Origin of the sequence: Klebsiella sp. JN_Kp127 (genome assembly GCF_040062505.1) — a bacterium.
GTDB lineage: Bacteria > Pseudomonadota > Gammaproteobacteria > Enterobacterales > Enterobacteriaceae > Klebsiella > Klebsiella quasipneumoniae.
Genome location: NZ_JBEAHS010000037.1, coordinates 1 through 21,327, shown reverse-complemented (window position 1 = coordinate 21,327; position 21,327 = coordinate 1). Strand labels below are relative to the sequence as shown.

The 21,327-nt window shown below is 58.8% G+C and carries 22 protein-coding genes and 1 other RNA gene; 13 read left to right on the top strand and 10 right to left on the bottom strand.

Annotated features, from left to right (window positions below):
* Window positions 1-79 precede the first annotated feature (79 nt).
* From nlpI to mtr, 4 genes are all read left to right on the top strand, one after another.
* The gene (nlpI, locus tag ABLV04_RS13640; protein ID WP_348815807.1) at window positions 80-964 is read left to right on the top strand and encodes a lipoprotein NlpI; all 885 of its coding nucleotides are present in this window, start codon (window positions 80-82) and stop codon (window positions 962-964) included.
* Between the two features lie 104 nt (window positions 965-1,068).
* Window positions 1,069-1,149, top strand: coding sequence for a protein YrbN (yrbN, locus tag ABLV04_RS13635; protein WP_085903200.1), 81 nt, complete (start codon window positions 1,069-1,071; stop codon window positions 1,147-1,149).
* Complete coding sequence (deaD, locus tag ABLV04_RS13630; protein WP_023291114.1) at window positions 1,142-3,073, top strand: ATP-dependent RNA helicase DeaD; 1,932 nt, start codon at window positions 1,142-1,144, stop codon at window positions 3,071-3,073. Before yrbN ends, deaD begins: the two co-directional genes overlap by 8 nt.
* Window positions 3,074-3,216: 143 nt before the next feature.
* Window positions 3,217-4,461, top strand: coding sequence for a tryptophan permease (gene mtr / locus ABLV04_RS13625; protein WP_032454170.1), 1,245 nt, complete (start codon window positions 3,217-3,219; stop codon window positions 4,459-4,461).
* Window positions 4,462-4,505: 44 nt separating this feature from the next.
* Here the strand turns inward: mtr and ABLV04_RS13620 are convergent, their stop codons facing one another.
* From ABLV04_RS13620 to ABLV04_RS13610, 3 genes are all read right to left on the bottom strand, one after another.
* A complete protein-coding gene (locus ABLV04_RS13620; protein WP_180402060.1) occupies window positions 4,506-5,513 on the bottom strand; it encodes a luciferase-like monooxygenase in 1,008 nt (335 codons plus the stop codon).
* Window positions 5,514-5,656: 143 nt separating this feature from the next.
* The gene (locus ABLV04_RS13615; RefSeq protein WP_102005919.1) at window positions 5,657-6,535 is read right to left on the bottom strand and encodes a U32 family peptidase; all 879 of its coding nucleotides are present in this window, start codon (window positions 6,533-6,535) and stop codon (window positions 5,657-5,659) included.
* A 5-nt stretch (window positions 6,536-6,540) separates the two neighbouring features.
* Window positions 6,541-7,536, bottom strand: coding sequence for a peptidase U32 family protein (locus ABLV04_RS13610; protein WP_004206164.1), 996 nt, complete (start codon window positions 7,534-7,536; stop codon window positions 6,541-6,543).
* Window positions 7,537-7,757: 221 nt separating this feature from the next.
* Between ABLV04_RS13610 and ABLV04_RS13605 the strand changes: the two genes are divergently transcribed.
* Both ABLV04_RS13605 and ABLV04_RS13600 read left to right on the top strand, forming a co-directional pair.
* A complete protein-coding gene (locus ABLV04_RS13605) occupies window positions 7,758-8,282 on the top strand; it encodes an SCP2 domain-containing protein (RefSeq protein ID WP_002918231.1) in 525 nt (174 codons plus the stop codon).
* Complete coding sequence (locus ABLV04_RS13600; RefSeq protein WP_023291110.1) at window positions 8,276-8,779, top strand: N-acetyltransferase; 504 nt, start codon at window positions 8,276-8,278, stop codon at window positions 8,777-8,779. The genes ABLV04_RS13605 and ABLV04_RS13600 overlap by 7 nt, the downstream gene beginning before the upstream one ends.
* Here the strand turns inward: ABLV04_RS13600 and ABLV04_RS13595 are convergent.
* Window positions 8,766-9,056 (bottom strand): GIY-YIG nuclease family protein, encoded by a 291-nt coding sequence (locus ABLV04_RS13595; protein WP_032429219.1) that lies wholly within the window; start codon window positions 9,054-9,056, stop codon window positions 8,766-8,768. The two genes, ABLV04_RS13600 and ABLV04_RS13595, sit on opposite strands and share 14 nt — an antisense overlap.
* Window positions 9,057-9,105: 49 nt before the next feature.
* Here ABLV04_RS13595 and ABLV04_RS13590 point away from each other — a divergent pair, with 49 nt between their 5' ends.
* Entirely contained in the window at window positions 9,106-9,549 is a 444-nt protein-coding gene (locus ABLV04_RS13590) for a YhbP family protein (protein WP_023291108.1), read from the top strand.
* On the opposite strand, the gene ABLV04_RS13585 is transcribed toward ABLV04_RS13590, so the two are convergent.
* Window positions 9,511-10,047 carry a type 1 glutamine amidotransferase domain-containing protein gene (locus ABLV04_RS13585; RefSeq protein WP_004206160.1) on the bottom strand — a complete coding sequence of 179 codons (537 nt, stop codon included), beginning with the start codon at window positions 10,045-10,047 and terminating at the stop codon, window positions 9,511-9,513. The genes ABLV04_RS13590 and ABLV04_RS13585 overlap by 39 nt on opposite strands.
* Window positions 10,048-10,175: 128 nt before the next feature.
* On the opposite strand from ABLV04_RS13585, the gene ABLV04_RS13580 reads away from it, so the two are divergent.
* Complete coding sequence (locus tag ABLV04_RS13580) at window positions 10,176-10,823, top strand: NAD(P)H-binding protein (RefSeq protein WP_023291107.1); 648 nt, start codon at window positions 10,176-10,178, stop codon at window positions 10,821-10,823.
* A 75-nt stretch (window positions 10,824-10,898) separates the two neighbouring features.
* Window positions 10,899-11,939: a permease gene (locus ABLV04_RS13575; RefSeq protein WP_023291106.1), complete on the top strand. Its 1,041-nt coding sequence runs from the start codon at window positions 10,899-10,901 to the stop codon at window positions 11,937-11,939.
* Window positions 11,940-12,060: 121 nt separating this feature from the next.
* Here ABLV04_RS13575 and dolP read toward each other — a convergent pair whose 3' ends face one another.
* Genes dolP through ABLV04_RS13555 form a run of 4 tightly spaced genes read right to left on the bottom strand, consistent with a single transcriptional unit; the run spans window position 12,061 to window position 15,714 of the window.
* Entirely contained in the window at window positions 12,061-12,636 is a 576-nt protein-coding gene (gene dolP / locus ABLV04_RS13570) for a division/outer membrane stress-associated lipid-binding lipoprotein (RefSeq protein ID WP_023291105.1), read from the bottom strand.
* A gap of 9 nt (window positions 12,637-12,645) precedes the next feature.
* Window positions 12,646-13,236 carry a DnaA initiator-associating protein DiaA gene (gene diaA / locus ABLV04_RS13565; RefSeq protein WP_002918211.1) on the bottom strand — a complete coding sequence of 197 codons (591 nt, stop codon included), beginning with the start codon at window positions 13,234-13,236 and terminating at the stop codon, window positions 12,646-12,648.
* Window positions 13,237-13,261: 25 nt separating this feature from the next.
* Window positions 13,262-13,648 carry a YraN family protein gene (locus tag ABLV04_RS13560; RefSeq protein ID WP_023291104.1) on the bottom strand — a complete coding sequence of 129 codons (387 nt, stop codon included), beginning with the start codon at window positions 13,646-13,648 and terminating at the stop codon, window positions 13,262-13,264.
* The gene (locus ABLV04_RS13555) at window positions 13,606-15,714 is read right to left on the bottom strand and encodes a penicillin-binding protein activator (RefSeq protein ID WP_048298403.1); all 2,109 of its coding nucleotides are present in this window, start codon (window positions 15,712-15,714) and stop codon (window positions 13,606-13,608) included. The genes ABLV04_RS13560 and ABLV04_RS13555 overlap by 43 nt, the downstream gene beginning before the upstream one ends.
* 63 nt (window positions 15,715-15,777) lie before the next feature.
* Between ABLV04_RS13555 and rsmI the strand changes: the two genes are divergently transcribed.
* A complete protein-coding gene (rsmI, locus tag ABLV04_RS13550; RefSeq protein ID WP_180266261.1) occupies window positions 15,778-16,641 on the top strand; it encodes a 16S rRNA (cytidine(1402)-2'-O)-methyltransferase in 864 nt (287 codons plus the stop codon).
* Between the two features lie 199 nt (window positions 16,642-16,840).
* On the opposite strand, the gene garD is transcribed toward rsmI, so the two are convergent.
* Window positions 16,841-18,412 (bottom strand): galactarate dehydratase, encoded by a 1,572-nt coding sequence (gene garD, locus ABLV04_RS13545; protein WP_048298401.1) that lies wholly within the window; start codon window positions 18,410-18,412, stop codon window positions 16,841-16,843.
* 564 nt (window positions 18,413-18,976) lie between these two features.
* On the opposite strand from garD, the gene garL reads away from it, so the two are divergent.
* From garL to rnpB, 3 genes are all read left to right on the top strand, one after another.
* On the top strand, window positions 18,977-19,747 hold the full coding sequence (gene garL / locus ABLV04_RS13540; protein WP_049014794.1) for a 2-dehydro-3-deoxyglucarate aldolase: 771 nt from the start codon (window positions 18,977-18,979) through the stop codon (window positions 19,745-19,747).
* A 26-nt stretch (window positions 19,748-19,773) separates the two neighbouring features.
* A complete protein-coding gene (gene garR / locus ABLV04_RS13535) occupies window positions 19,774-20,664 on the top strand; it encodes a 2-hydroxy-3-oxopropionate reductase (protein ID WP_032454164.1) in 891 nt (296 codons plus the stop codon).
* A 248-nt stretch (window positions 20,665-20,912) separates the two neighbouring features.
* Window positions 20,913-21,295: RNase P RNA component class A (rnpB, locus tag ABLV04_RS13530), an RNA gene on the top strand.
* Window positions 21,296-21,327: the final 32 nt, after the last annotated feature.

Here is a 21,327-nt window from a genome sequence, read left to right as displayed (position 1 = left end):
GGGCGTTTTACGGGCAGGACGCCTCGTTTGCAGCCGGGGAACAGGACGTTCATCCAATCGTTGTCTTCGGGAGTGGGAAATGAAGCCTTTTTTGCGCTGGTGTTTCGTGGCGACAGCTCTCACGCTGGCAGGATGCAGTAGCACCGCCTGGCGTAAGGACGCCGTCCTCGCAGTACCATTGCAACCGACTTTACAGCAAGAAGTGATTCTGGCACGTATGGAACAAATTCTTGCCAGTCGGGCTTTATCCGATGACGAACGCGCACAGCTTTTATATGAGCGCGGAGTGTTGTATGATAGTCTCGGTCTGAGGGCATTAGCGCGAAATGATTTTTCACAAGCGCTGGCAATCCGACCCGATATGCCTGAAGTATTCAATTACTTAGGCATTTACTTAACGCAGGCAGGCAATTTTGATGCTGCCTATGAAGCGTTTGATTCTGTACTTGAGCTTGATCCAACTTACAACTACGCGCACTTGAACCGCGGTATCGCCCTGTATTACGGCGGCCGGGCTAAGTTAGCGCAAGATGATCTGCTGGCGTTTTATCAAGACGATCCCAATGATCCTTTCCGTAGCCTGTGGCTTTATATCGCCGAGCGTAAACTCGACGAGAAGCAGGCGCTTGAAGCACTCAGAGAGCGCTTAGACAAGTCGGACAAAGAGCAATGGGGATGGAACATTGTCGAGTTCTACCTTGGCGACATTAGCGAAAAAGAGCTGATGACTCGTCTGAAGGCAGACGCAACGGATAACACCTCGCTCGCTGAGCATCTCAGTGAAACCAACTTCTATTTAGGTAAGTACTACCTAAGTCTGGGGGACAAGGACAGCGCTACGGCACTGTTCAAACTGGCGGTCGCCAACAACGTACATAACTACGTTGAGCACCGATACGCATTGTTGGAATTATCGCTCTTGGGCCAGGAGCAAGATGACCTGGCAGAATCGGACCAGCAATAGCTGACGAACACATCAGCCCATAGTTTTTTGCTTGCCATCACCTTCGCGGGTGAGGGCGTTGTTGTTCGTTAATACACCTACTTTGAGCCGGTTCACACTTTTCAATGAAAATTACCGTAAATTTTCACGATGAGTTATGTAGACTGGCCGCCATTAATTTTGAGGCACACGTACTACATGGCTGAATTCGAAACCACTTTTGCAGATCTGGGCCTGAAGGCTCCTATCCTTGAAGCGCTTACCGATCTGGGTTACGAAAAACCATCTCCGATCCAGGCTGAGTGCATTCCGCATCTGCTGGACGGCCGCGACGTTCTGGGTATGGCCCAGACCGGTAGCGGTAAAACCGCAGCGTTCTCTTTACCGCTGCTGAACAACATCGATCCTGAGCTGAGAGCACCACAGATCCTGGTGCTGGCGCCGACCCGCGAGCTGGCGGTACAGGTTGCTGAAGCAATGACGGAATTCTCTAAACATATGCGCGGCGTAAACGTGGTTGCCCTGTACGGCGGCCAGCGTTATGACGTGCAGCTGCGCGCCCTGCGTCAGGGTCCGCAGATCGTTGTCGGTACCCCGGGTCGTCTGCTGGACCACCTGAAGCGCGGCACCCTGGACCTCTCTAAACTGAGCGGCCTGGTACTGGATGAAGCAGATGAAATGCTGCGCATGGGCTTTATCGAAGACGTAGAAACCATTATGGCGCAGATCCCGGAAGGGCATCAGACCGCGCTGTTCTCCGCCACCATGCCGGAAGCGATCCGTCGCATTACCCGCCGCTTTATGAAAGAGCCGCAGGAAGTGCGTATTCAGTCCAGCGTGACGACTCGTCCGGACATCAGCCAGAGCTACTGGACTGCCTACGGCATGCGTAAAAACGAAGCGCTGGTGCGTTTCCTGGAAGCGGAAGATTTTGATGCGGCGATTATCTTCGTGCGTACCAAAAACGCGACCCTGGAAGTGGCTGAAGCGCTGGAGCGTAACGGCTACAACAGCGCGGCGCTGAACGGCGACATGAACCAGGCGCTGCGTGAGCAGACCCTGGAGCGTCTGAAAGACGGTCGTCTGGATATCCTGATTGCGACTGACGTTGCAGCCCGTGGTCTGGACGTTGAGCGTATCAGCCTGGTGGTGAACTACGACATCCCGATGGATTCCGAGTCTTACGTTCACCGTATCGGCCGTACCGGTCGTGCGGGCCGCGCCGGCCGCGCGCTGCTGTTCGTTGAGAACCGCGAGCGTCGTCTGCTGCGCAACATCGAACGTACGATGAAGCTGACCATTCCGGAAGTTGAACTGCCGAACGCAGAGCTGCTGAGCAAACGTCGTCTGGAAAAATTCGCCGCGAAAGTTCAGCAGCAGCTGGAAAGCAGCGATCTGGACCAGTACCGTGCGCTGCTGGCGAAAATCCAGCCGACGGCGGAAGGCGAGGAGCTGGACGTGGAAACGCTGGCTGCTGCGCTGCTGAAAATGGCCCAGGGCGAACGCTCGCTGATCGTGCCGCCGGATGCGCCAATGCGTCCGCGTCGTGAGTTCCGTGACCGTGACGATCGCTTCGAGCGTCGTGGCGACCGCAACGACCGCGCTCCGCGTGGCGATCGCGAAGATCGTCCGAAGCGTGAGCGTCGTGACGTAGGCGATATGGAACTGTATCGCATTGAAGTGGGTCGCGATGACGGTGTTGAAGTACGTCATATCGTTGGCGCGATCGCTAACGAAGGCGATATCAGCAGCCGTTACATCGGTAACATCAAGCTGTTCGCTTCTCACTCCACCATCGAACTGCCGAAAGGGATGCCGGGCGAAGTGCTGCAGCACTTTACTCGTACCCGCATCCTGAACAAGCCGATGAACATGCAGCTGCTGGGCGATGCGCAGCCGCGCACCGAACGTCGTGGCGGCGGTGAACGTCGTGAAGGCGGTCGTAGCTTCGGCGGTGAGCGTCGTGAAGGCGGTCGTGGCTTCGGTGGCGAGCGTCGTGAAGGTGGTCGTGGTGATGGTCGTCGTTTCAGCGGCGAACGTCGTGAAGGCCGTGCGCCGCGTCGTGACGATGCATCCGCGCCGCGCCGCGATGACTCTGCCGGTCGCCGTCGCTTCGGTGGCGATGCGTAATTAACGCAGCCCGCTAGCGTAAACTAAATAATACAGCCCCGATCGTTATGATTGGGGCTTTTTTTATTTCTTTTGTACTCGTGTACTGGTACAGTGCGTCACATCCATCGTGGGAAAGTATTTTTGACTGGAGATTTCGGTAAATGGCGACACTAACCACTACGGCAACCCGTCCGTCCCTGTTTGGCGGCGTGGTGATCATCGGCGGCACGATTATCGGCGCGGGCATGTTCTCGCTGCCGGTGGTGATGTCCGGCGCGTGGTTTTTCTGGTCGCTGGCGGCGCTGGTCTTCACCTGGTTCTGCATGTTGCACTCTGGTCTGATGATCCTCGAGGCCAACCTTAACTACCGGATCGGCTCCAGCTTCGACACCATTACCAAAGATCTGCTCGGCAAGGGCTGGAACCTGGTCAACGGCGTGTCGATCGCCTTTGTGCTGTATATTCTGACCTACGCCTATATTTCAGCCAGCGGCTCGATACTGCATCATACGTTTAGCGAGATGTCGCTGAACGTACCGGCGCGGGCGGCGGGTTTTGGCTTTGCGCTGCTGGTGGCATTTATCGTCTGGATGAGCACCAAAGCGGTGAGCCGCATGACGGCTATCGTGCTTGGCGCCAAGGTGATCACTTTCTTCCTGACCTTCGGCAGTCTGCTGGGGCACGTCGAGCCGACGACGCTGTTTAACGTCGCGGAAAAGAACGCCTCCTATGCGCCATACTTGCTGATGACGCTGCCGTTCTGCCTGGCCTCGTTTGGCTACCACGGCAACGTGCCGAGCCTGATGAAATACTACGGAAAAGATCCACGTACCATCATCCGCTGCTTAACCTACGGTACGTTGCTGGCGCTGGGTCTGTACGTGGTCTGGCTGCTGGTGACGATGGGCAATATCCCGCGCCCGCAGTTTATCGACATCGCGCAGAAGGGCGGCAACATTGATGTGCTGGTGCAGGCCCTGAGCGGGGTGCTGAACAGCCGGAGCCTGGATCTGCTGCTGGTGGTGTTCTCTAACTTTGCCGTCGCCAGCTCGTTCCTTGGCGTCACGCTGGGGCTGTTCGACTACCTGGCGGATCTGTTTGGCTTTGACGACAGCGCGCTGGGGCGCTTTAAAACTGCGCTGCTGACCTTTATTCCGCCGATGATTGGCGGGTTGGTGAAACCCGATGGCTTCCTCTACGCCATCGGCTATGCTGGCCTGGCGGCGACGATCTGGGCGGCGATTGTACCGGCGCTGCTGGCTCGCGCCTCGCGTAAACGCTTCGGCAGCCCACAGTTCCGCGTATGGGGCGGAACACCGATGATTGTGCTGATCCTGCTGTTTGGCCTGGGCAATGCGGTCGTGCACATTCTGTCGAGCGTTAATCTGCTGCCGGTTTACCAGTAAGAGGCTTACCCGGTGGCGCGACGTCCACCGGGCCTGGATTTTGATTAACCCAACAATTCCTCTTTCACCTGCATCGCTAAATCGAAAGAATGCAGGCGCGCCTGGTGGTCGAAGATCTGGCCATTGACCATGATTTCGTCCGCCTCGGTTTCCCGCAAAATCGACTCCAGGCCGTGGCGGACTTTGGTTTTATCACCCACCAGCGACATGCGCAGCGCCTGCTGCACGCCATACTGCTCGGACGCTGACCACAGCTGATGCATATTTTCCACCGGCGGCGGCAGCTGTCCGGTTTCGCCGCGACGTAGCTTCACAAACGCCTGCTGCATGGAAGTGAAGAGAAACTCCGCATCGCGGTTGCTGTCGGCGGCGATGATATTAATGCACACCATGGCATACGGTTTTTCCAGCCGCGCTGAGGGCGTAAAGTTGCTGCGATACAGGTGCAGGGCCTGGAACAGCATATCCGGCGCGAAGTGCGAAGCGAATGCGAACGGCAGGCCGAACTGCGCCGCCAGCTGGGCGCTGTAGAGGCTTGAGCCCAGCAGCCACACCGGAATTCGTTCGCCATAGCCAGGAACCGGGCGCACGTGCGGGTTCGGATCGCGGGCGTCAAACCAGTCCACCAGCTCCGCGACATCGCGCGGGAAGTTATCGACATCGCCGCTCATATGGCGACGCAGGGCGCGCATGGTGGGCTGATCACTGCCCGGCGCGCGGCCAAGGCCGAGATCGATACGCCCGGGATAGAGGGTATTCAGGGTGCCGAACTGCTCAGCGATCACCAGCGGAGAGTGGTTGGGCAGCATCACGCCACCGGAACCCAGATGCAGGGTGGTGGTATTGGCCGCGAGATAGCCAATGAGCACCGAGGTCGCTGCGCTGGCAATGCCGACCATATTGTGGTGCTCCGCCAGCCAGTAGCGGTGATAGCCGCGCGATTCGGCCAGCCGGGCGAGATCCAGAGAGTGGGTAAAGGCTTCTTTAGCAGAAGATCCTTGCGGGATCGGCGCCAGATCGAGCACCGAGAACGGAACAGATTTGTCAGTCATAAAGGCTCACTTTGCTACAGCATCGTCATCAGATTGAAGGTCTTCTTCCAGCCTGGCGCATCCAGGACGCGCCAGCCAGAAAAGCTGCATCTTTAATAATGCATTAAAATCTGAGCACTGCTGTTAACAAAGTGAGCGGTTTATCAGGCCTGCAGCGCCAGCCCAGGCAGCCGTTTCCAGTAGCCGTTGCAATCGCTGTTGCCGGTGAGCGCCAGCGGCGCAGCGCCGTTTTCATTGGCGCGGAAGGCGTCGAGCATGGCGAAGGTCTCGTTGCCCATCGGCGACAGGCGCACCATATCCACCAGGCCGTGCATGGACGTCAGCTCATTGCCCAGGTTGTAGACATAGCCGCTCATGGTCTGGATACCGTTGAGCACGAACACCTGCTGGTTCTCCTGGGACAGCATGCTGCGCCCGGTTGGGTACTTGATGCAGCAGGTCTCGCACTCATCCTTTGGCCGATCTTCCGAGCGGGCGGTAAAGCAGCGGGCGGAATAAGCCAGCGGCAGATGGCCGTAGCTCAGCACTTCGACTTCAAACTGATTGCGAATACCCAGCTCTTCGCACTGGGTCAGTAAATTAGCCAGCCAGTCGCGGGAAAGCTCCACCGGCATGCACCAGCGCACCATACCTTGCTTAAGCAGCAGACGCAGAGTGACGGCGTTGTAGCAGTTCAGCGCATGCCCGGCGACGAACGGCAGCTTGCGTTCGGCGCAGAGGTTCACCACGCCCAAATCGCTGGCCTCAATCAGGAACTCACCGTTATCGACATAGCGCTTCAGCTCGCCCAGTTCAGAGGAGGCCTGCACCAGCGCGAGGGTAGACAGCACCACCTGCTTGCCGCTGCCGGCCAGCGCTTTCGCCATCTCGATCCAGTCGCCGACTTTGGTGGCGCGGCGTTTGCTGCACACCGCTTCGCCGAGATAAATGGTGTCGGCGCTGCAGTTTGCCGCCTGCTGGTAAAAATCTTCCAGCATCTCTTTTGGCCAGTAGTAAAGCACCGGCCCTAATGAATATTTCATGTTTCTCACTGCCATTTACGGTGATAGGCGCCAAGGGTGGTTTGTGTCCCTTCGGACATGGAGCCAAGGGTTTCCATCCATGCGGATTGCGGCACGAAATTCTGCGGATCGGCTTTGCAGCGATCGATCGCCTGGCGCCAGACTTTCGCCACCTGGGTGACGTAGGCTGGGCTGCGCTGACGGCCTTCGATTTTCACTGAGGCGATATTGGCGGCCATCAGCTCCGGCAACAGTTCCAGAGTGTTGAGGCTGGTGGGCTCCTCCAGCGCGTGATAGCGCTCGCCATCGACCAGGTAGCGGCCTTTACACAACGTTGGGTAGCCCGCGTTTTCCCCATCCTGATAGCGGTCAATCAGCACCTCATTGAGACGCGATTCCAGCCCCTGCGGGGTTTGCTGCCAGCGCACGAAGCGCGCAGGCGAACAGGCGCCGACGGTGTTGGGCGATTCGCCGGTCAGGTAGGAAGAGAGATAGCAGCGGCCTTCCGCCATGATGCACAGGCTGCCGAAGGCAAAGACTTCCAGCGGCACCGGCGTGGCGCGGGCCAGCTGTTTCACCTGGTGAATAGATAACACCCGCGGTAGTACGACGCGCGCCACGTCGAAGTTGCGATGATAGAAGCGAATGGCCTCTTCATTGGTGGCGGAAGCCTGTACCGACACATGGCGTTCTATATGCGGATAGCGCTCCGCGGCATACTCCAGCATGGCGATATCGGCCAGAATGAGCGCATCGGCGCCCAGCTGAGCCGCCATATCCACCGCGCGCTGCCAGCGGGCGTAGCCATCGGGGTGAGCGAAGGTGTTGATGGCGATATGCAGCTTACGACGGTGCTGATGCACAAAGCTGACGGCTTCCTGCAGTTTCTTTTCGGTGAAATTAAGGCCGGCAAAGTGGCGGGCGTTGGTGTCATCTTTCAGCCCGATATAGACGGCATCGGCGCCGTTTTCGATGGCCGCCTTAAGCGCCGGAAGGTTACCGGCTGGGCAGAGCAGCTCCATAATTTTTCCTGAAAAATGCGGCCCGTCAGGGACGCTGAATGGTTAACGAGCAGGGATTTTAGTTAACCTTCTGGTGACAATTTTTGATTTGAGGCAGTTAAAAGTGTATTGGCGGCGCCAATAACTGGCTGCCGTCATCGCGTTTTTGTTGATTTACGCCGCTATGTTGTTTATGTGATATGGCACAATAGCGGCACAATTGCATTCATGGAGTAAAGCTTGTGTTGGATAAACTGCGTTCCCGGCTGGTCCACTTTGGCCCGTCTTTAATGAGCGTGCCGGTTAAGCTGGCGCCTTTTGCCCTCAAGCGCCAGGTGCTGGAGCAGGTGCTTAGCTGGCAGTTTCGCCAGGCGCTGGCGGAGGGTGAGCTGGAGTTTCTCGAGGGGCGCTGGTTAAGTATTCATGTGCGTGACATCGGTCTGCTGTGGTATACCTCGGTAGTTGATGGGCGCCTGGTGGTCAGCCAGCAGGCCGACGCCGACGTCAGCTTCAGCGCCGACGCCAGCGATCTGTTAATGATCGCCGCGCGCAAGCAGGATCCGGATACGCTATTCTTCCAGCGTCGTCTGGTTATTGAAGGCGATACGGAGCTGGGGCTGTATGTAAAAAATTTGATGGACGCCATTGAGCTCGAGCAGATGCCCAAAGCGCTGCGCGTGATGTTGCTTCAACTGGCGGATTTTGTCGAAGCTGGACTGAAGAGCCCGCAGAAACCTGAACAGACATCGGTAGGTGAGGCATGCTGATTCGAGTGGAAATTGGGATTGATGCACCGGGAATCGACGCGCTGCTGCGTCGTACCTTCGGCCGCGATGCCGAAGCGCAGCTGGTGCACGATCTGCGTGAAGATGGACTGATCACGCTGGGGGTAGTGGCGACGGATGATGAAGGCCAGGTGATCGGCTACGTTGCCTTCAGCCCGGTTGCGGTGGAAGGTGAAGAGCTGCAGTGGGTCGGCCTGGCGCCGCTGGCGGTGGATGAACGCTATCGTGGACAGGGCATTGGCCGGCAGCTGGTCTATGAAGGGCTGGATTCGCTGAATGAGTTTGGCTATGCCGCGGTGGTGACGCTGGGCGACCCGGCGTTATACCGTCGCTTTGGTTTTGAACCGGCCGCGCGCTTCGATCTCCGCTGCCGCTGGCCGGACAGCGCGGAGGCGTTCCAGGTGCATCGCCTGGCGGATGACGCCCTCGAAGGCGTCCACGGCCAGGTCGAATACAGCGACCACTTTAATCGTTTTTGAGCCTTGCCAGCAGGGTTTCAACGGTATCCTCTCCGGCAACGAGGCGCTCTTTTTCGCGCTTCGTTAGCTGCTTAATGCGGTATTCCAGCCGCAAAGCAAGTGAGTGTTCACCAACTTCATGACTAAAGGCCAGTCGCAGGTCGCCTTTGCCGCGCAACGCCTTCGCGCCTTTCCCTGCCTGATGCTGGCGAAAGCGGCGCGGCACATCGGTGGTGATGCCGGTATAGAGGCGATTATCCGCGGTTCGAATGAGATACAGAAACCAGCACACGGTCACAAAGTCACTATGGTAAGGTGTATGCACCATAGCATAACGGAGAAGAAAGATGGATACGCTTGCCGCCATTGGCCGCTGGCTGAGTAAACAGCACGTCGTCACCTGGTGCGTCTCCCGTGACGACGAGCTGTGGTGTGCGAATGCCTTTTACGTCTATGACCCGGATACCGTGGCCTTTTATCTGCTCAGCGAGGAGCACACCCGCCACGGCCAGATGACCGGCGAGCGGGCGAAGGTGGCCGGGACGGTCAACGGTCAGCCCAAGACCGTGGCCCTGATCCGCGGCGTGCAGTTCCAGGGCGAGATCCGTCGTCTGCGCGGCGACGAAGAGGCGCGAATGCGCCAGCGCTACGTCAAGCGCTTCCCGGTGGCCCGCATGCTGTCGGCGCCGGTCTGGGAGATTCGTCCGGACGAAATCAAGTTTACCGACAACACGCTGGGGTTCGGGAAAAAGCTACACTGGCGGCGCGATGCCGGCGCCGAGCAGGCGTAGCGCTTCGCGATTGAAGGCCGGCAGATCGTCCGGCGTTCTGCTGGTGACCAGCTGTTCGTTATCGACCACCACCTCCTGGTCGTAAAACTCGCCCCCGGCGTTTTTCACATCCACCACGATCGGTTTTACCGCCGTGAGCTTGCGCCCGCGGATCACATCGGCGCTGATCAGCAGCTGCGGGCCGTGGCAGATGGCGAAGACCGGCTTCCCGCCGTTGACAAAATCGCGCGTAAAGGTGACAAAGCGTTCATCCCCGCGCAGCTGGTCCGGGGAATAGCCCCCTGGCAGCAACAAGGCATCAAATTCACCCGGTGTGACGTCATCAATGGCCCGATCGATGGCGACCTCTGCTTCTCCCTGTTTACCCTTCACCGTCTTGCCAGCCTGCTTTTCGATCGTCACGACCTGATGCCCGGCGAGCTTAAACGCCTCGGCGGGAGAGGTAAATTCAGAATCTTCAAAGTCGTCGGTAATGAGCACGGCTATCTTTTTACTCATGCTTCCTCCGCTGTCTGGATGGTCAATGAGGTAATTCCATGATGATGGTGGATACTTACCTTGTAAGGTATTAAGCCTGGAACATGAGCGCGAAAGTGCAAGGCAGAGAATTCCGTAAAGGAGAATCAATGAGTCAGGTATTATTGACCGGCGCGACCGGGTTAGTTGGCGGTCACTTACTCCGGCTGCTGCAGAATGAACCCCGCATCAGCACCATCGCCGCCCCGACGCGTCGCCCACTGGCGCCGGCGGAAGGCGTGTTTAATCCGTACGATCCGCAGCTGACCGATGCCCTGGCGCAGGTGGTCGACCCGGTCGACATTGTCTTCTGCTGTCTGGGAACGACGCGCCGGGAAGCGGGAAGTAAAGAGGCCTTTGTCCATGCCGACTTTACGCTGGTTGTTGATACGGCGCTGACCGGCAAACGGCTAGGCGCTCAGCATATGCTGGTGGTCAGCGCGATGGGCGCTAACGCCCACTCGCCATTTTTCTACAATCGGGTGAAGGGGGAAATGGAGGCGGCGCTGATCGAGCAGGGATGGCCGCGGCTGACCATTGCCCGGCCGTCGATGCTGTCAGGCGAGCGGGAAAAAAAACGGGCCAATGAGACCTTCCTCGAACCGCTGTTCCGACTCTTACCGGGGAACTGGAAATCCATTGCGGCCCGCGACGTGGCGATTGCCCTGCTGGAGGAGGCGCTGTCGCCCACTCACGAAGGGGTGCAAATTCTGTCATCGTCCGAGCTGCGGGAGCGCGCCGCGCGGCAGGCGGAATAGCGGTTTGCAAACGCAGGCTTCCGGCGTAGTATTCACGGCTTCAATTCATATCCACATTTCTTGCTGGGGAATGCTATGGCTGGTCAGTCTTCATCTCAGGCGGCGTCACCATTTCAATGGTGGAAACCCGCGCTTTTCTTTCTCGTCGTGATTGTCGGCCTGTGGTTCGTCAAATGGCAGCCGTACTACGGGAAAGCCTTCACCGCTGCGGAAACCCACAGTATCGGTAAATCCATTCTCGCCCAGGCCGACGCTAATCCGTTAAAGGCGGCGTGGGACTACGCGATGGTTTACTTCCTTGCCGTCTGGAAAGCGGCGGTGCTCGGCGTGCTGCTCGGGTCGCTGATTCAGGTGCTGATCCCGCGCGACTGGCTGCTGCGCACCCTGGGGCAATCGCGTTTTCAGGGGACGCTGCTGGGGGCGATTTTCTCGCTACCAGGCATGATGTGCACCTGCTGCGCCGCGCCGGTCGCGGCCGGGATGCGCAAACAGCAGGTGTCGATGGGCGGGGCGCTGGCGTTCTGGATGGGCAATCCGCTGCTCAACCCGGCGACATTGGTGTTTATGGGCTTTGTTCTGGGCTGGCAGTTTGCGCTGGTTCGCCTGGTGGCGGGCCTGGCGACGGTGCTGATTGTCGCAACGCTGGTGCAGAAATGGGTAAAAGAGGCGGCGACGCAGCCTGCCGTGGTGCCTGAAGCGCAACCGGAAGCGGCCCAGGGCGGTTTCTTTAGCCGCTGGCTGCGGGCGCTGTGGACGTTGTTCTGGAACACCATCCCGGTTTATATCCTTGCGGTACTGGTGCTGGGGGCGGCGCGCGTCTGGCTGTTCCCGCACGCTGATGGCGTGGTGGATAATACCTTGTTCTGGGTCATCGCGATGGCGATCGCCGGCTGCCTGTTTGTGATCCCTACCGCGGCGGAAATTCCGATTGTCCAGACGATGATGCTGGCGGGGATGGGCGTCGCGCCGGCGCTGGCGCTGCTGATTACGTTGCCGGCGGTGAGCGTGCCGTCGCTGATTATGCTGCGCAAAGCCTTCCCGGCCAAAGCGCTGTGGCTGACCGGCGGGCTGGTGGCGCTGTGCGGCGCGATTGTCGGTGCGCTGGCGCTGGTGTAGTGTGCTGTAAACGTACGGATAGCCGGATTGTGTGCCGGGCGGCGGCTACGCCTAACCCGGCACATAACGAACAGGGGACTGCAGCCCGGCTAAGCGTAGCGCCAGCCTGGAAACTGCAGCTTTATTTGATGTAGGTAAAGGCGGTGGTCACCCGGGACACGCCGCTCACCCGGCTGGCGATATCCGCCGCCGCGCGGCCTTCACGGTCGGTCACCAGCCCCATCAGGAAGACTTCGCTGTTTTCCGTGGTCACCTTCACGTTCGAGGATTTGACCTGATCGGTGCCCAGCAGCTGCGAACGCACCTTGGTGGTAATCCAGGTATCAGAAGAGGCGGTGCCTAAACCAATCGGCTGGCCCTGGCGCACTTCGTTAAACACTTCCGTGGTTCCTTCCACGCCCATGGCGATTTGCTTGGCGCGGGCTGAGAGGTCCGGCGTCGGCGACTGACCGGTCAGCAGGACTTTGCCCTGATAAGCGGTAACGTTGATGCGGGCCTGTTTCTTAATCTGTTCATCTTTCGACAAGGCGCTATTGACGCGCAGTTCCAGGGTGCTGTCATCGACCTGGGTTCCCACCGTACGCGGGTCCGTTGCGGCTTTAGTGCCGACTGCTGCCGTTCCGACTACCGCGGCGGCAACGCAGCCCTGCAGCAGTAGTGCAGAAAGCAGGATGGCGAGGGGCGAGAGAGCCTTCATGTGTTCTCCTTAATCGTCCTGGTGTGGAAAAAGAGTGTTATCTATCAAATCGCACAGACAGTTGACGGTCAGCATATGCATCTCCTGGATACGCGCGCTGCGGTGCGAGGGGATGCGAATTTCGACATCCTGCTGACCTAACAGGCCCGCCAGCTCACCGCCGTCATAGCCGGTCAACGCGACGATGGTCATGTCGCGGGTCACGGCGGCTTCCACTGCCTTGACGATGTCCCGGCTGTTACCGCGCGTGGAGATTGCCAGCAGCACATCGCCGGCGTGTCCCAGGGCGCGCACCTGCTTGGCGTAAATCTCGTCATGCAGGCGATCGTTAGCGATGGCAGTTAAGACCACATTATCGGTGTTTAGTGCAATGGCGGGTAAACCAGGGCGTTCCGTTTCAAAACGATTAATCATGCTGGCAGCAAAATGCTGTGCGTTGGCGGCGGAAGTGCCATTACCACAACAGAGGATTTTGTTGCCGTTGAGCAGGGACTGCACGAGCGTCATCGCCGCCCGGGAGATGGCGTCCGGGAGTGCTTCTGCTGCGGCAATTTGGGTTTGAATGCTTTCGGTAAAGCAGGCTTTGATTCTGTCGAGCACGGGATCCCTTACTTCTGGTATTACGCTATTCGCCAAAGGCGTTTTTTAGCCATTGGATGTCGTTGCCGGTGAAGGCTACCACATCGAAACGGCAATCCACAGTCTCAAAGCTCCCATTCTGTCGGCAGAGCCACAAACGGGCGGCTTTAAGGAGGCGTTGCTGTTTTTGCGGGGTGACGCTGGCCGCCGCGTCACCGTACAGGGCGCTGCGGCGGTAGCGCACCTCGACAAAGACGGTGACGGCGCCGTCGCGCATGATGAGGTCAATTTCGCCGCCACGCTCGCGGGCGTTGGCGGCGATAAAACGCAGGCCCTGGCCTTCCAGCCAGCGGCGAGCACGGTGTTCCCATGCATCGCCGGTCTGTTTGCTTAGCTGGCCGGGACGATTTGTCCCTGCTGGTACTTGAGCCATGACAGTTTCCTGTTAATCACGCAGTCCTGAGTCGCCGTCAGATCGCCGGTATTCCCGTTCAGTTCGAAGCCCGGCGTCTGGCGCATTTGCGTGAAGTGGTTTGCCAGCGACCAGGCGTCAGCGCCCATCGCATACAGACGCGCCAGCGAGTAGTCATTGCGCACCGCAGACAGCGCCTGCTGCATCAGCGCCGGGTTGCTGCCAGCCAGCATCGGGATTTCGCTATACTGCAGGCCTTCCATCTCCAGACGGAAATCCGGACCGGCGGTGCCCTGCGCGCTGCGCGAGCTGGCGTACAGGGTGACATTGCTCTGGCTGCCGTTGCGCATCGCGATCATGGGTTTGATATAGCCAATCTGTTCCGGGGTGGCGAGGATGTAGGCCGCGTCGACGCTGCCGCCGCTGCTAACCGGCATCTCATCCGCACTGCCGAGGACGCTGTTCTGCGCTGATGGCAGGGTGGAGACCGGGGTGCCGCTCAGCGCAATGCCCCCTCCGCCGTTAACGCCGGCGCGCAGCTCCGCCGTGGAGCCAAAACGCTGCTGCAGAACGCTGGCGCCGCCCAGCTTCAGCCACTCGTCGGCAAACGCGCTGACCACACGATCGCCCAGCGCGCCGCGCGGAACCAGCAGCAACGGCGTCTGTTTGCCCTGTTGATGGATATGTCGGGCGGCGTCACGCGCTTCGTCTTCCGGCGACAGCGCGAAATAGCAGATATTAGCGCGGCCTTCGACCTTCTCCGGCTGGTTGAGCGCCAGCACGTTGAGCGGCGTATTGCTCTTGATAACATCTTCGACGTTCTCTTTCAGCAGCGGTCCGACGACGAGGGTGGCGCCGTCCTGCTGAGCCTGAGCAAGCAGCTGGCCGATCGGCTGGCTGGTGGTATCGTAAATTTTCAGTTCTGCAGAGGGGTTGGCGGCGGTGGCGACCACTGGCTGCGGCTGTGCGGCCGGGGCAGTGACCGGCTGGGTGGCCGGAGAGGCGGTGGTCTGCGGCGCGGCGACCGCTGCCGGGGCCTGAGCGGCCGGCTCCGCGGCTGGCGTTGCCTGGGTTTGCGCCGGGGCCTGCACCGGTTCAGCGCGACTTCCGGTAGCCGTAAGATCGCTAATTTCCGCCTGCGACGGGCTTACCACGTCATCATTACCGGACGCGTTCGCCGCCTGGGCGACCTGAGCGGGAACCGCGCTGCCCGTCACCGACGGCGCGCCGTTTTTGGCGGCTTCGAAGCCCTGCTGGATGGTACGGCCGAAGATCGACGCCTGGCCGTTCAGCGGCAGGAAAAGCGCAATCTTGTTGATGGAGGCGGGCTTATAGTTTTGCATGTTCACCAGCGCCGTCGGCAGCATTTTGGCGCCCGGGTTTTGCGGGTAGCGCGTCTGCCAGTCTTTGACGCCGGCTTTCAGCAGCGTGGGATCGTTGCGGTTGTCAAACCACATCCGCTGCAGATCCAGCCAGCCCTGGAGGGTATTTTCATCGGCATTGATCACCAGCGCATTGGCCTGATCCTGGGTCATCGCGGTCAGCGCTTGCCAGGTCGCGTCAATATTTTGCTGGCGCTGTTTGGCATCGCTCAGCAGCGGCTGCTGGGCGATTAAGGCGCGCAGCAGCGTAACCGATGGTTTACCCTGGCTGGCATCGATTTGCGCCTGCCAGTAGCGCGCCTGCTGAGGCTGCTCCAGGCTTGCCGGGTCAAGCTTAGCCAACAGCGTACGGGCCCCCTGATAGTCGTTCTGCGCCAGCTTCACTTCTATCGCCAGCAGTGACTGTTCACGGGCCTGGGTGCTGTCCAGGTTCGACGGCAGCTGGTTAAACAGGTCGATGGCCTGCTGCTTCTTTCCTTCCTGCAGCAGTGCACGAATGGCGAGTAATTGCCAGTTGGTCTTGCTATCATTCGTGCTTTGCTGCATCTGCTGCAAGTAGAAACTGGAGTTGGCCTGCGACGTACCCTGCATAAACGCCGTACTTTGATCCTGCGTGTGGGTGCCGCAGCCAGCAAAAAGAAGAGTAGCCAGCAATACGGGCAGACAGCGCGCGGGCTTAGAACGAAGAAATGTTGACGGTACCATAAGTGTCCAGTGATATTTTTTTGGCTCAATGCTCAATATTAAATCGGCAATACGGACGAGACAATGAAACAACACGAATCAGCGGATAATTCTCAGGGGCAGCTCTATATTGTGCCCACTCCGATAGGAAATCTGTCTGATATCACGCAGCGCGCACTGGAGGTGTTGCAAGCCGTTGATTTAATTGCTGCGGAGGATACCCGCCACACCGGTTTGCTGCTGCAGCATTTTGCGATTAACGCCCGCTTGTTTGCGCTTCATGACCATAACGAGCAGCAAAAGGCGGAAACACTTCTCGCTAAACTGAAAGAAGGGCAAAACATCGCGCTGGTCTCCGATGCCGGCACGCCGCTGATTAACGACCCAGGCTACCATCTGGTGCGCACCTGTCGTGAAGCGAATATTCGCGTCGTACCGCTGCCGGGACCCTGCGCGGCCATCGCCGCCCTCAGCGCCGCCGGTTTGCCCTCCGATCGTTTCTGCTATGAAGGCTTCCTGCCGGCGAAATCGAAAGGCCGTCGCGATACCCTGAAAGCGCTGGAAGAAGAGCCGCGCACCCTCATCTTCTACGAGTCGACCCACCGGCTGGTGGAGAGTCTGGAAGATATCTGCGCGGTACTGGGAGAATCCCGCTACGTGGTGCTGGCCCGCGAGCTAACCAAAACCTGGGAATCGATCCACGGGGCGCCGATTGGCGAGCTGGTGACGTGGGTCAAGGAAGACGAAAACCGGCGCAAAGGCGAGATGGTGCTGATCGTCGAAGGCTTTAAGGCGCAGGAAGAGGCGCTGCCGGCGGCGGCGCTGCGTACCCTGGCGCTGCTGCAGGCGGAGCTGCCGCTGAAGAAAGCCGCTGCGCTGGCCGCGGAGATCCACGGTGTGAAGAAGAATGCGCTGTATAAGTATGCCCTGGAGCAGCAGGGAGAGTGATCCTGTAAAACCAGTTAAAGCCTGGCAAGCCGCCCTTGAGATTGTGAAGGGCGGCTTGAGCGTCATCCGACATGTCGGAAGAAATGTCGGAAGAAATGTCGGAAGAAAAGTGCAGCCCGCCTTCCTTGCCGCACAGCACCCCTAACCAACCAGCCCGGATAAATCCGGGCTTAACGTGGTTAAACCCTTACGCTCTCGATCAGGTCACCGGCGCCGGGTTAAACACCGCCAGTTGGTTATGCAGACCCCATTGATCGGAGAAGGTTTTCTTGCGTCCGCTGGCCACGTCGAGAATGAATTCGAACAGCTTCAGCCCCACATCCTCAATCGTCTCTTCGCCGGTGGCGATGGTGCCGGCGTTAATGTCCATTAAGTCATACCAGCGGTTAGCCAGCTCGGTACGGGTCGCCATTTTTATCACCGGTACCGCCATCAGTCCGTAAGGCGTGCCGCGGCCGGTGGTGAATACCTGCACCGTGATGCCAGAGGCCACCTGCTGGGTGCCGCAGACAAAATCGCTGGCAGGGGTGGCAGCGTAAATCAGGCCGCGTTTGGTCGGGCGCTGCCCAGGGGAAAGCACCTCAACGATGGCGCTTTTGCCTGATTTGGCAATCGACCCCAGCGCTTTTTCCACCACGTTGGCCAGGCCGCCTTTCTTGTTGCCGGGGGAGGGGTTGGCGCTGCGGTCGGTTTTGCCCATGTCGAGATAGTTATCGTACCAGGCCATCTCTTCCAGCAGGCGTTGACCCACCTCTTCGTTGATTGCCCGCGGGGTCAGCAGATGGATAGCATCGCGGACTTCGGTCACCTCTGAGAACATCACCGTCGCGCCACAGCGCACCAGCAGATCGGAGGCGTAACCCACCGCCGGGTTGGCGGTCACGCCGGAGAAAGCGTCGCTGCCGCCGCACTGCATACCCACCACCAGCTCAGAGGCCGGGCAGGTTTCCCGCTGACGCTGGTTGAGTTTCGTCAGATGGCGCTCGGCGACCTGCAGAATGTCATCGACCATCGATTTAAAGCCCACGTGCTTTTCATCCTGCAGGCTGACGATGCTGGCGCTGTCCACCGGGATGCTTTTGACATCTTCGGTCCCCTGCAGCAGGCGTTCGGGCTGCAGCTTTTCACAGCCAAGGCCAATGACCATCACTTCGCCGCCGAAGTTCGGGTTAAGGGCGATATTGTGGATGGTGCGAATCGGCACCACCGCCGCTGGCGCATTAATCGCTACGCCGCAGCCATAGAGGTGATTCAGACCCACCACGCCGTCGACGTTGGGATAGTTCGGCAGCAGGTCGCGTTCAATGAGTTTCACCACGTAATCGACCACGCCCGCAACGCAGTGCACGCTGGTGGTGATACCCAGCAGATTTTTGGTGCCCACGCTGCCGTCGGCATTGCGGTAGCCCTCGAAGGTGTAGCCTTCCAGCGGCGGTAGCGGGGCGGGCACTTTGGTGGCCAGCGGCAGGGTGTTCAACGGCGGGGCGGTAGGCAACTCCACTAACGACTCGTCAATCCAGCTTCCCTGGGGGATGTCGCGCACCGCGAAGCCAATCACTTCTCCGTAACGGATAATTTCACCGCGGGCAGGGATATCCGCCAGGGCGACTTTATGCCCCTGTGGGATGTGCTCGATGAGCGTCAGGCCGTCCGGGAAACGCGTTCCGGCGGTCAATCCCCGATCGTTGACAATAATCGCCACATTATCTGTTGGGTCAACTTTTATATAAAACGCGGTCGGCGATGGTTGTCGAATTGAAATATCGGCCATTGTCCAGTTATCTCCAAACAGGTGCTAAAAATATAATTAAATGGTCATTCTGGCGCGGTAGATCAGAATAATGAAATAAAGAATGTCAGGTGTGTCGGCATGAAGATGTGATCTAAATCACTCCTTATCGCCATGGACGCGTGCGGTGGGCGGGCAATCGTAAGAAGTGTGGATTAGCGCCCATGGCTTAAGGCGATTGCCCAACTTAAGCTTTAAAAAATGTATTTATATTGTGTTTATGCATAGTGTCTGGCGAGTTGGCGCTGACTATACTGAGTCGTGTTTTTGTGACGTCCGATATCTGCATGGTTGGCCTTTGAATCGCGGGTTAATAATTTAGCCGTGACCTAATGAATAATAAAAAATGGTTAATTTGCGATGGGCTTACATTTTCCGGACTCAAGGTCAGGGAATAAAAAAGGACACCCATTCGCCGGTTTACTCTGCGGATAATATTTGGGGTCAGGCGATACGCTTTTCCAGCCTAATGGGGCTCTCTCGCCGGGCTGGTGATATAACGAATGAATTGCAGAAGTCAGCAACGGTTAACGCAAGGTAAAAATCATGGATAACGCAATTTTCCCGAACAAATTTAAGGCCGCGCTGGCGGCTCATCAGGTGCAGATTGGCTGCTGGTGCGCGCTGGCCAATCCGATTAGCACCGAGGTGTTGGGTCTGGCGGGTTTCGACTGGCTGGTACTGGACGCGGAACACGCGCCGAACGACGTCACCACGCTTATCCCGCAGCTTATGGCGCTGAAAGGCAGTTCCAGCGCTCAGGTGGTTCGCGTGCCGACCAACGAGCCCATCATTATTAAGCGCATGCTGGATATCGGCTTCTATAACTTCCTGGTGCCGTTTGTCGAGACGGCTGAACAGGCGGCGCAGGCGGTGGCTTCTACCCGCTATCCGCCGGAAGGGATCCGCGGGGTTTCCGTTTCCCATCGCGGCAATATGTTCGGCACCGTGCCGGACTACTTCGCCCAGTCCAATAAGAACATTTCCGTTCTGGTACAGATTGAGAGCCAGATCGGGGTGGACAACGTCGAGGCGATTGCCGCGACCGAAGGTGTCGACGGCCTGTTCGTCGGCCCGAGCGACCTGGCCGCCGCGCTAGGTCATCTGGGCAATGCCGCCCATCCTGAGGTGCAGCGCGCCATCCAGCATATCTTCGCCAGCGCGAAGAAGCACGGTAAGCCAAGCGGCATTCTGGCGCCGGTGGAGGCCGATGCGCGGCGCTACCTGGAGTGGGGCGCCTCTTTTGTCGCCGTCGGCAGCGATCTGGGCGTCTTTCGTTCCGCAACCCAGAAACTTGCTGATGCCTTTAAAAAATAGTCACCAGGATGAAGAGAGAGAACAATATGACAATCAAAGTGGGTTTTATCGGTCTTGGCATTATGGGCAAGCCGATGAGCAAAAATTTGCTGAAGGCGGGTTACTCGCTGGTGGTGTCTGACCGTAACCCGGAAGCGATTGCCGACGTGATTGCCGCGGGCGCAGAGACCGCGACCACGCCGAAGGCGATTGCCGAGCAGTGCGACGTGATCATCACCATGCTGCCGAACTCGCCGCATGTCAAAGAGGTGGCGCTGGGGGAGAATGGCATTATTGAAGGCGCGAAACCGGGCACCGTGGTGATCGACATGAGCTCTATTGCGCCGCTGGCCAGCCGGGAAATCAGCGAAGCGCTGAAGGCTAAAGGCATTGATATGCTGGACGCGCCAGTAAGCGGCGGCGAACCAAAAGCGATCGACGGCACCCTGTCGGTAATGGTCGGCGGCGACAAGGCGATCTTCGACAAATATTACGAGCTGATGAAAGCGATGGCTGGCTCCGTGGTGCATACCGGCGACATCGGCGCGGGCAATGTGACCAAACTGGCCAATCAGGTGATTGTCGCCCTGAACATCGCGGCCATGTCCGAAGCGCTGACTCTGGCCACCAAAGCCGGCGTCAATCCGGATCTGGTTTATCAGGCGATCCGCGGTGGTCTGGCGGGGAGTACCGTGCTGGATGCCAAAGCGCCGATGGTGATGGATCGTAACTTCAAGCCGGGCTTCCGGATCGATCTGCATATTAAAGATCTGGCCAATGCGCTGGATACCTCCCACGGCGTGGGCGCTCAGCTGCCGCTGACGGCGGCGGTAATGGAGATGATGCAGGCGCTGCGTGCGGACGGTCTGGGCACCGCTGACCATAGCGCGCTGGCTTGTTACTACGAAAAGCTGGCGAAAGTGGAAGTGACTCGCTAACAAGAAGAGCTCTGCGCGGCCCGGTGGTTATGCCTGGCGCAACAGCATCAGACTGCCACGGCGGGGCGAGCCTGGACGCGGTATCGGCGTCGTCTTCTGCGTGTTTACCTCGGTTGCGACGCAGGAAGCGGCGTTTCGCGCGCGTTGGACAATATTTCTCGTGCGTCGCGCAATAGCGCTGCCGCCCTGCAGGGCGGGATGACGACAGAGGGATGACAACGGGCGGTAAACCCACTATACTGCGCGCCGAAGCTGACCAGACAGTCGCCGCTTCGTCGTCGTCCTCTTTCGGGGGGAGACGGGCGGAGGGGAGGAAAGTCCGGGCTCCATAGGGCAAGGTGCCAGGTAACGCCTGGGGGGTGTCACAGCCCACGACCAGTGCAACAGAGAGCAAACCGCCGATGGCCCGCGCAAGCGGGATCAGGTAAGGGTGAAAGGGTGCGGTAAGAGCGCACCGCGCGGCTGGTAACAGTCCGTGGCACGGTAAACTCCACCCGGAGCAAGGCCAAATAGGGGTTCATAAGGTACGGCCCGTACTGAACCCGGGTAGGCTGCTTGAGCCAGTGAGCGATTGCTGGCCTAGATGAATGACTGTCCACGACAGAACCCGGCTTATCGGTCAGTTTCACCTCTTTATGTCAAAACCCCGCTTCGGCGGGGTTT

What these genes read in the sequence shown, in the direction of transcription:
- nlpI (WP_348815807.1), top strand. Translation starts at nt 80, where the DNA reads ATGAAGCCTTTTTTGCGCTGGTGTTTCGTGGCGACAGCTCTCACGCTG.
- yrbN (WP_085903200.1), top strand. Translation starts at nt 1,069, where the DNA reads ATGAAAATTACCGTAAATTTTCACGATGAGTTATGTAGACTGGCCGCC.
- deaD (WP_023291114.1), top strand. Translation starts at nt 1,142, where the DNA reads ATGGCTGAATTCGAAACCACTTTTGCAGATCTGGGCCTGAAGGCTCCT.
- mtr (WP_032454170.1), top strand. Translation starts at nt 3,217, where the DNA reads ATGGCGACACTAACCACTACGGCAACCCGTCCGTCCCTGTTTGGCGGC.
- ABLV04_RS13620 (WP_180402060.1), bottom strand. Translation starts at nt 5,513, where the DNA reads ATGACTGACAAATCTGTTCCGTTCTCGGTGCTCGATCTGGCGCCGATC.
- ABLV04_RS13615 (WP_102005919.1), bottom strand. Translation starts at nt 6,535, where the DNA reads ATGAAATATTCATTAGGGCCGGTGCTTTACTACTGGCCAAAAGAGATG.
- ABLV04_RS13610 (WP_004206164.1), bottom strand. Translation starts at nt 7,536, where the DNA reads ATGGAGCTGCTCTGCCCAGCCGGTAACCTTCCGGCGCTTAAGGCGGCC.
- ABLV04_RS13600 (WP_023291110.1), top strand. Translation starts at nt 8,276, where the DNA reads ATGCTGATTCGAGTGGAAATTGGGATTGATGCACCGGGAATCGACGCG.
- ABLV04_RS13590 (WP_023291108.1), top strand. Translation starts at nt 9,106, where the DNA reads ATGGATACGCTTGCCGCCATTGGCCGCTGGCTGAGTAAACAGCACGTC.
- ABLV04_RS13585 (WP_004206160.1), bottom strand. Translation starts at nt 10,047, where the DNA reads ATGAGTAAAAAGATAGCCGTGCTCATTACCGACGACTTTGAAGATTCT.
- ABLV04_RS13580 (WP_023291107.1), top strand. Translation starts at nt 10,176, where the DNA reads ATGAGTCAGGTATTATTGACCGGCGCGACCGGGTTAGTTGGCGGTCAC.
- ABLV04_RS13575 (WP_023291106.1), top strand. Translation starts at nt 10,899, where the DNA reads ATGGCTGGTCAGTCTTCATCTCAGGCGGCGTCACCATTTCAATGGTGG.
- dolP (WP_023291105.1), bottom strand. Translation starts at nt 12,636, where the DNA reads ATGAAGGCTCTCTCGCCCCTCGCCATCCTGCTTTCTGCACTACTGCTG.
- ABLV04_RS13560 (WP_023291104.1), bottom strand. Translation starts at nt 13,648, where the DNA reads ATGGCTCAAGTACCAGCAGGGACAAATCGTCCCGGCCAGCTAAGCAAA.
- ABLV04_RS13555 (WP_048298403.1), bottom strand. Translation starts at nt 15,714, where the DNA reads ATGGTACCGTCAACATTTCTTCGTTCTAAGCCCGCGCGCTGTCTGCCC.
- rsmI (WP_180266261.1), top strand. Translation starts at nt 15,778, where the DNA reads ATGAAACAACACGAATCAGCGGATAATTCTCAGGGGCAGCTCTATATT.
- garD (WP_048298401.1), bottom strand. Translation starts at nt 18,412, where the DNA reads ATGGCCGATATTTCAATTCGACAACCATCGCCGACCGCGTTTTATATA.
- garL (WP_049014794.1), top strand. Translation starts at nt 18,977, where the DNA reads ATGGATAACGCAATTTTCCCGAACAAATTTAAGGCCGCGCTGGCGGCT.
- garR (WP_032454164.1), top strand. Translation starts at nt 19,774, where the DNA reads ATGACAATCAAAGTGGGTTTTATCGGTCTTGGCATTATGGGCAAGCCG.